At 28.8% G+C, this 7,042-nt stretch carries 7 protein-coding genes; 4 read left to right on the top strand and 3 right to left on the bottom strand.

Features of this window, described 5'->3' with window-relative positions:
* From B3792_RS07090 to B3792_RS07075, 4 genes are all read left to right on the top strand, one after another.
* Positions 1-1,293, top strand: a 1,293-nt coding sequence (locus B3792_RS07090) for a hypothetical protein (RefSeq protein ID WP_291047508.1), incomplete at its 5' end; no start/stop codon positions are given.
* Positions 1,286-3,124 carry a T9SS type B sorting domain-containing protein gene (locus B3792_RS07085; protein WP_291069210.1) on the top strand — a complete coding sequence of 613 codons (1,839 nt, stop codon included), beginning with the start codon at positions 1,286-1,288 and terminating at the stop codon, positions 3,122-3,124. The genes B3792_RS07090 and B3792_RS07085, both read left to right, overlap by 8 nt.
* A 17-nt stretch (positions 3,125-3,141) precedes the next feature.
* A complete protein-coding gene (locus B3792_RS07080) occupies positions 3,142-4,101 on the top strand; it encodes a PorP/SprF family type IX secretion system membrane protein (protein ID WP_219035207.1) in 960 nt (319 codons plus the stop codon).
* Between the two features lie 11 nt (positions 4,102-4,112).
* Positions 4,113-4,757, top strand: a complete 645-nt coding sequence (locus tag B3792_RS07075; RefSeq protein ID WP_219035206.1) for a hypothetical protein — start codon at positions 4,113-4,115, stop codon at positions 4,755-4,757.
* A 37-nt stretch (positions 4,758-4,794) separates the two neighbouring features.
* Here the strand turns inward: B3792_RS07075 and B3792_RS07070 are convergent, their stop codons facing one another.
* The 3 genes from B3792_RS07070 to B3792_RS07060 all read right to left on the bottom strand — a co-directional run bounded on the left by B3792_RS07070 (position 4,795) and on the right by B3792_RS07060 (position 7,033).
* A complete protein-coding gene (locus tag B3792_RS07070) occupies positions 4,795-5,736 on the bottom strand; it encodes a PstS family phosphate ABC transporter substrate-binding protein (protein WP_135834485.1) in 942 nt (313 codons plus the stop codon).
* Entirely contained in the window at positions 5,720-5,914 is a 195-nt protein-coding gene (locus B3792_RS07065) for a C4-dicarboxylate ABC transporter (RefSeq protein WP_135834486.1), read from the bottom strand. The genes B3792_RS07070 and B3792_RS07065 overlap by 17 nt, the downstream gene beginning before the upstream one ends.
* Positions 5,915-6,091: 177 nt before the next feature.
* Positions 6,092-7,033, bottom strand: a complete 942-nt coding sequence (locus B3792_RS07060; protein ID WP_219035203.1) for an energy transducer TonB — start codon at positions 7,031-7,033, stop codon at positions 6,092-6,094.
* Positions 7,034-7,042: the final 9 nt, after the last annotated feature.

The following is a 7,042-nucleotide window of genomic DNA, read 5'->3' as shown; positions in this document are numbered from 1 at the left end:
TTTTTAGGGAAGATTACACATCCTTTAATAAATAAAATTAATGATATAGTAACTTCTGGAATAACATTACCTAACGAAAGTGTAAATTCTTTTGTTCCACGTTTAATGAATTGTGAGTTCCATACAACTGGCTATTATAATTTTTATTATTACGTAGCACCGAATGATATGGATTTTGAATTTACATTGAAAGGAAATATTGATAAATTCCATTTTATGTTATGGAGACTTTCGAAAAATTCGAATCCTAATGATATTTTTGTAAGAACAGGTTCAAGTTCTAATGAATATACAACTATAAATCCAATTAGAGCTGTTTATAGTAACATAACAAAAGAGAAGGGTTTAAAGGGTGGTAAATTAAATGATTGTATATCAAATTCTACAGATGGTTTTGTAAGTGCTTTTGAAAATGGAAGTAAGTTAAAAGAAGGAGAAATTATTGTAATAGCAATTTATGGTACAGATAATCCAATTTTAGAGTTAACAATTAGTGGAGCTAAAACAGTAGATAATCTTGTTTTTGATAACCATTGTTATACAGATGATTATTTATTATCAGATGTGAAGACCAAAATTATAAATGATATTAGAGTTTCAGACCCAAGTATAAATGTTGGGAATATAGAATTTTATAAACCAGATAATACATCTACAAATGATAATATCAGCTATATTAACGGAATAGAACAAATTTTGTATGCCAGAGTTTATGATAATTCTAATAAATTAGTTTATATCTATAAATCTATAAAATTCAAATTTATTCCAGAGTTGATTTATACAGTTCAAAACAAAACAGAACAATATTGTGCTACGTCAATAACTTTTTTAAAAGAGGATTTAATTAGTAGAATATCTCCATCTATTAATTCCTCTAAATATGCAGATTATGAAGTATATGTTGATGACGCAATTGTTAATGGAAATATTCCTTTAAATAATTCTAATAATTATAGAATCAAATTAAAATATATTGGTGCTGAGTTCTGTTCTATAGATTTATTTTCAAGAGAAGTTGAATTTAAGCTAATTAACTCAAATCCTATTTTACCTTCTGGAAAATTTGCAGAAGTTTGTAATACTGAAATTTTATCAGAAGCTGAAATTTTAACTGCTTTAGGAGTTGACTCAACTATTTATCGTTTAGTGAATATGCCAACAACACCTTATAATTTTATTGGGAATGAAGCTAAGTTTAATGTTCAGATTGAAGATCGTTCTGATGCATCTTGTACAAGTAATATTGTAGAGTTTACAGTTAAGAAAAAAAACAAATGTAGATTTGGATAATTTGACTTTAACTTTTTGCCGAAGTGATTTTTCTTTTTCTGAATTTGAATTAATCATCAATAATGTAAAAAAGAATGATAATTTAGTTACTATAAATTTGGTTTATAATGGTACAAGTTATATTGAATCACAACTTCAAAATTTGTATAATGAGATTTACAACAATAGAACACAAACAAGTTTTAATTTATCAATTACAGGAAATAAAGCTGGTTTTTGTGAATCTACAGCTCCGTTGAAAATTACGTTAAATGATTCTTCTATTCCTACAAAACCTTTTGAAGTTTTATTCAATCCTGTTTGTTTAGGTGTGACACAAAATTATACTTTTGATATAGATGAAATAAAAGAACATATTAAAGATAAATTTGGAATTTCAAACATTACAGATTTTGATATTTTTAATTTAGATGGAACACCATTTTTACCAGTTAATGTTAATGCAAATTCTAATCAAACATTAAGTTTTAAAATAAAAAAAGTTGGTGAAAGCTGTTTTTCAGAAGATATGTATTTAATTGTAAAAACAGTTAATCAACCAAATGTTGTATCTGCAACATTTTCAGGTGTGTTTTGCGAAGGAGAAACATTAACAATTGATGATGATTTATTAAAAAATAATTTCGGACTAAATGTTTTTGATTACAAAATATTTATTGATGGAACAGAATATATTCAAGGAAATTCTATCCAAAGAATATTGAATTTTGGAGGAAATACTTCTTTGAATATTCCAATTGAATTTAAAAATACATTAAGAGAGATTTGTTTAACAGCTGTAGAATTAACGGTCAATAAAAAACAAGATTTAATTGTTGATGTTCCTTCATTAGAAAGTTATACAAAAGCGAATCCAATTGTTTTTTGTGAAGGTGAAAACGATGATGCGAAAACTCAAATTCAAGCAATTTTAGATTACATTCAAACTAATTATTCTTTAACAAGTTCTAAAACAAAAGATCAAATTTTTGATCAATTTAATTCTAATCAAGGTTCAGTAGATGTTGATTTTTATAATTTGGACTATTGTGGTGTGATTACCTTAAAATTAAACTACAAGAAAAATTCTTTACCTAATATCGAGGTTGAAAATCCAGATCCATTGTGTACAGGAGAAAAATATAAGTTAGATTTTACAACTCAAACAGATTACGATAAGTATTATTATGAGGTAGAAAAAGAAGATGGAACTAGAATTTTAGGAACATATATTTTTGAGCTTGATGCAGGTAATTATAAAATTACAATTGAAGATAAATTATCGGGTTGTTCTATTGTTAAAACGTTAGTTGTTTCTCTTTCAGTATTGCCTACAATTGATAAAATTACAATCAACGAAAAAAGTATAATTGTTTCTGCAAAAGGAAATGGAAAGTTAGAATATGCGTTGTTTGATTCTGATGGAAAAGTAATTGTAGATTGGCAAACAAAGAATGAATTAATTATTCCAGATAATATCAAAAATAATAATTTTACAGTAAGAGTAAGATTGAATAATTGTGGAGTTTCGGAGCTTAAAAATGTTATTTACCTTGCTTTACCAAATGTTGTAACACCAAATAATGATGGTTTTAATGATATTTGGCAACCAATGACAAAAGATGGTAAAGTTACCAATACATCAAATTCGTACAAATTGATTATTTTTGACCGTTACGGAAAACAGATATTGACACAAGAAGGAACAGATATTATAAAATGGGACGGAACGCTAAATGGTAAACCTGTTGCAGATGGGACATATTGGTATTTGTTAGAATTCTCGAAGCAATCAGATGATTTGCAAGTTTTATATTCTGGTAGTATATTAGTTAAACGAAAAATCAATTAATTGATTGAAACATATTTATGAAAAAAATAACACTATTCATATTAACTCTATTCTCACTTTATAAAGTAGAAGCACAACAAGGGTTACCGTTTTATAATCACTATTTGGTGAGTGATAAAATGTTAATTAATCCTTCGTACGCAGGACAAGACCCGAATGTGATTTCTATAACAGGAACGCATCGCAATCAGTGGGACGATTTACCTGAAAGTCCAAGTACACAAACGGTAAGTGCTCACGGAATTATTGTAGATCGTTTGGCGTTGGGAATGCAATTTTTCAACGATAGAAATGGGGCAGTTAAAATGACTGGTTTCGGAATTAATGCAGCATATCACATTCCTATTGATGATAGAAGTTATGATGGAGATGAAATCAATGTTTTCTCTTTCGGTGTTGGTGCTTCTAATGTTTCGCAACGTTTTGATTATTCAAAAATTATCGCAGAAGATCCGAATGACCCTGCTTTACAAGAAGATAAATATTCTACATATTTTGCGAATTTGGGATTATCTTTCAAATATGCTGGTTTCTCCGCTGGAGTGTCGGTTTTGGATATTCCGTTAAGCCAAAATGTGTATTATGTGAACAATGTAGAGCCTTTGCCAACGTGGTATTATTTCAATGTTGGATATAAATGGAACGTTTCCGAAGGAATTGCGTTAGAACCTTCTTTGGTGTATAATTTGAACTCGAATTCGGAGCGTCATTTGGATATAAACTTGATGTCGCATATTGGTTTTGGAGACAATAATCAAGGCGTTGATATTGGAGTAGGGTACAAGCAAGGAATGGATTCTAAAAATAGCAATCCGTTGTTTGTTTCACCAATCCTAAAGTTTAAAGTTGGTTCTTTAAAAGCTGGAATTTCCTACGATATTGGTTTATCAGATTATCAAGTTGATGGTCGCAAGAACGGAATGTTATTTAGTTTAGGTTTCGATTTGCAAAACCCTTGGGGAGCAAGATTTGATTAATATTATGAATAATGAATAAAATTTTACTTTTAGTCCTATTTATTGTTGGTTGTTCATCTTTTAGTTTTTGTAAGTCAAGTCCAGAAACTAATTTTTGGAATTGGTTTAAAAAAAATGAAAAATACATTTATGATAATATAGATAGCAAAGAATTACAATTAGAATTGTATGATAAGATTAGAAATGAATTAGTAAAGGTTGATTCAAATTTAGCTTTTAATTCAAGTCCAATATTAGAAAATGGGAAAAGAGAATTTACGATTTCGGCTGATGGTTTAAAAGAGAGTTTTGTATCAGTTGAAAAACTAGTTAAACAATCTCCGAAATTCAAAAATTGGAATATTATTGCTTTTCGCCAAAGAATTGGTAATGATAATTTAGGGATTCGTTACAATGATTATGAAATATCTTATGATGATTTGTATTATAAATCGTCTATAAATGAAGGTTTATATGGAATAGATTTATACATCAAGAATTTTGATGGTAGTGGACAAATGCAAAATACAATTTATATTTTACTTGATGCTTTGTTAGGAGAATATGACACAACAATGCGTATAGATTGGATTGAATGGTATAGTTTGAATGAAGAAGATCTGTCTAATTTCAAACATATAATAGAATTAAGAAAAGAGATAGATAATAGAAAATAACCAAAAAAAACCTTCCATTTCGGAAGGTTTTCTGTTTTTATTGTAAGGGTTGTTCTAGATTATTAATTTGAACTTCACGTTTATAAATATAATAAGGTTGAAGACTTTCGCGTGTTACAATTTTTTGTCCACGTTGCGAACCTGCAAACCTTGTGAAACCAGCTCCAATTCCGAAACCAACTTCATTTTTCAAAATATAAATTTGACGATAAAAAGGATAAACACCATATTTCAAATTCGGAATAGTTGGCAATGCTAAATTTCCTTTATCATCTGCAATTGATAATATTTTTACCTTTTTAAGATATTCTTCAACTTTCGGATTTCCTTTATCACTTAAAATATTCAATCCAATAATTCCGATTGCAGTTTTATCTTTTTGTACAAAATCAATCACTTTTTCTGCATCGCCCATAGCTGTTACTTTTGCGCCATTTTCTACAGATAATTTTAATTTATCATTTATTGTATTGTAATTGGCAGAGTTTGGATGATCGTAAACAAATGTTATTTTCGGATCATTTTTATACAAATTATCCTTAATATCATTCATCGAGATAGAGTTGATTGAATTATCAACAGAGGTAATAAAAACTGTTGCGTCTAATGCAATTACAGAAGAAATATATTTTGTTGTTGTTTTATTGAATAAATGTTGTTGTTGAGCTTTTGTTAAAGGCTTACTTACCATCAAAATAGGAATCTTCCCTTCATAAAAATCTTTGATAGCTTTTTCTTCAATCTCTTCGTTAATCGTAATTTTTACATCTGGATAATCAACCATATACATATTTGCTAACGATTGCGCCAAATTCTTAAAGCTTGGATCTACCGTCATTGCCAAATCTCCGTATTCGTGTAAAGCGCGTTTTACAGCAGTTTTTTGTTCAGCTTTTGTCTGTTTTTCTTTGTCTTTACAACTAAAAGTGGAAAAAATAAGAAAGGCCGAAAGTGAAAGTAAACTAATTTTTTTGATCATTTTTATAAGATTTTATACCGCGATAAACACGAAAAGCGCCATAAACAATAAATAAAATACCCAATAACATCGCTTTTATTTCATCTAATTTGATGATGAAAAACTGATATTTCCAAGTAAAAATTCCGATCAAAAAATAACCGAAACCAATCAATCCGTAAACAATATTCTTATTCATAATTCGCAACGAAGTTACAATTTTATTGTGTTAAGATTGACTTAAAACTTAAATTTTATGCGACAAATATACATTTAAAAGAACTTTTTCTGAATAGATATTCAATTTCTTAAACAATAGAAACCATCACACTCAAAAAAATGAATGCAATGGTTTCAGAAAGAAAAGTATTATTAATTATTCGTTTGTTTGAAATCTAACAGGAATTGAAAAGATTAAATTTGCATCCGAACCATCTTCTAATTTTGCAGGCGTTATTTTTTTACCTTTTCTTAGAATTTGTTTATTGATACGCTCCAACGCAGATTTAGCTTCTTTGCCTAAATCTTGATTACTTCCACTTAACGGTTTTACTTGTGAAATTTCTCCATTTTTGTTTACAATAAATTGCATTTTTGCAACCGCTGAACCAATATTATTTCGAGAAGCAGTTTCGGCAAAATCACTTAATTCTCCACCTAACTCTTTCGAGATTTTATCACTCATACATTTTGTTAAAGCTGCATTTCCTTTTTTGCTCTCACTTTCACAACCAGGATAAATTGCCATTACTGCAGCATTTTTCGCTGAAATTGCAACATCAGGTTTTTTAGGTTCTGGAGTTTTTGGACCTTCTGGAATGTCCGTATTTTGTTTACCTACTTTATTTCCTTCGTCACTTACTTCTCCACCACCAACTTGTCCATTAGATTTATCACCATTTCTATTAAAAACGCCTAAATCTTTTCCTTTTAGTTCGTCAACAGATTTTATAGTTTCTTCAACTTTTGGACTTTCTGTTGGAGTTGGAATAATATGTTTCGCCTGATCTGTTTTTAATTGAATTGTTTTTTCTTCCATCGGTGGATCTTCTTTTGGAGGAGTTACTTCTTCTATTTTTTTATCAGGAGGAGTCACATTATCTAAAATAACAATTACACCATCATCTTTTTTTGTTATTTCATTATTCATTGTTTTATTATTTGCATAAATAGTTCCACCAGTAATTAATGCAACAATACCAATCCCAACAAAAAGAGATTTCATCAAATCGTGGTTTGCAACTTGTCTTAGTTGGTACGCACCATATTCTTTGTTTCGGTTTTCGAAAAGAATGTCTAAAAAAGCTTTGTTACTCATATCAATATA

Origin of the sequence: Empedobacter sp. UBA5924 (assembly GCF_002431085.1) — a bacterium.
GTDB lineage: Bacteria > Bacteroidota > Bacteroidia > Flavobacteriales > Weeksellaceae > Empedobacter > Empedobacter falsenii_B.
The sequence above is the reverse complement of the archived record's forward strand: the minus strand, read 5'-3'. Positions and strand labels throughout refer to the sequence as shown.

What these genes read in the sequence shown, in the direction of transcription:
- B3792_RS07070 (WP_135834485.1), bottom strand. Translation starts at nt 5,736, where the DNA reads ATGATCAAAAAAATTAGTTTACTTTCACTTTCGGCCTTTCTTATTTTT.
- B3792_RS07065 (WP_135834486.1), bottom strand. Translation starts at nt 5,914, where the DNA reads ATGAATAAGAATATTGTTTACGGATTGATTGGTTTCGGTTATTTTTTG.
- B3792_RS07060 (WP_219035203.1), bottom strand. Translation starts at nt 7,033, where the DNA reads ATGAGTAACAAAGCTTTTTTAGACATTCTTTTCGAAAACCGAAACAAA.
- B3792_RS07075 (WP_219035206.1), top strand. Translation starts at nt 4,113, where the DNA reads ATGAATAAAATTTTACTTTTAGTCCTATTTATTGTTGGTTGTTCATCT.
- B3792_RS07080 (WP_219035207.1), top strand. Translation starts at nt 3,142, where the DNA reads ATGAAAAAAATAACACTATTCATATTAACTCTATTCTCACTTTATAAA.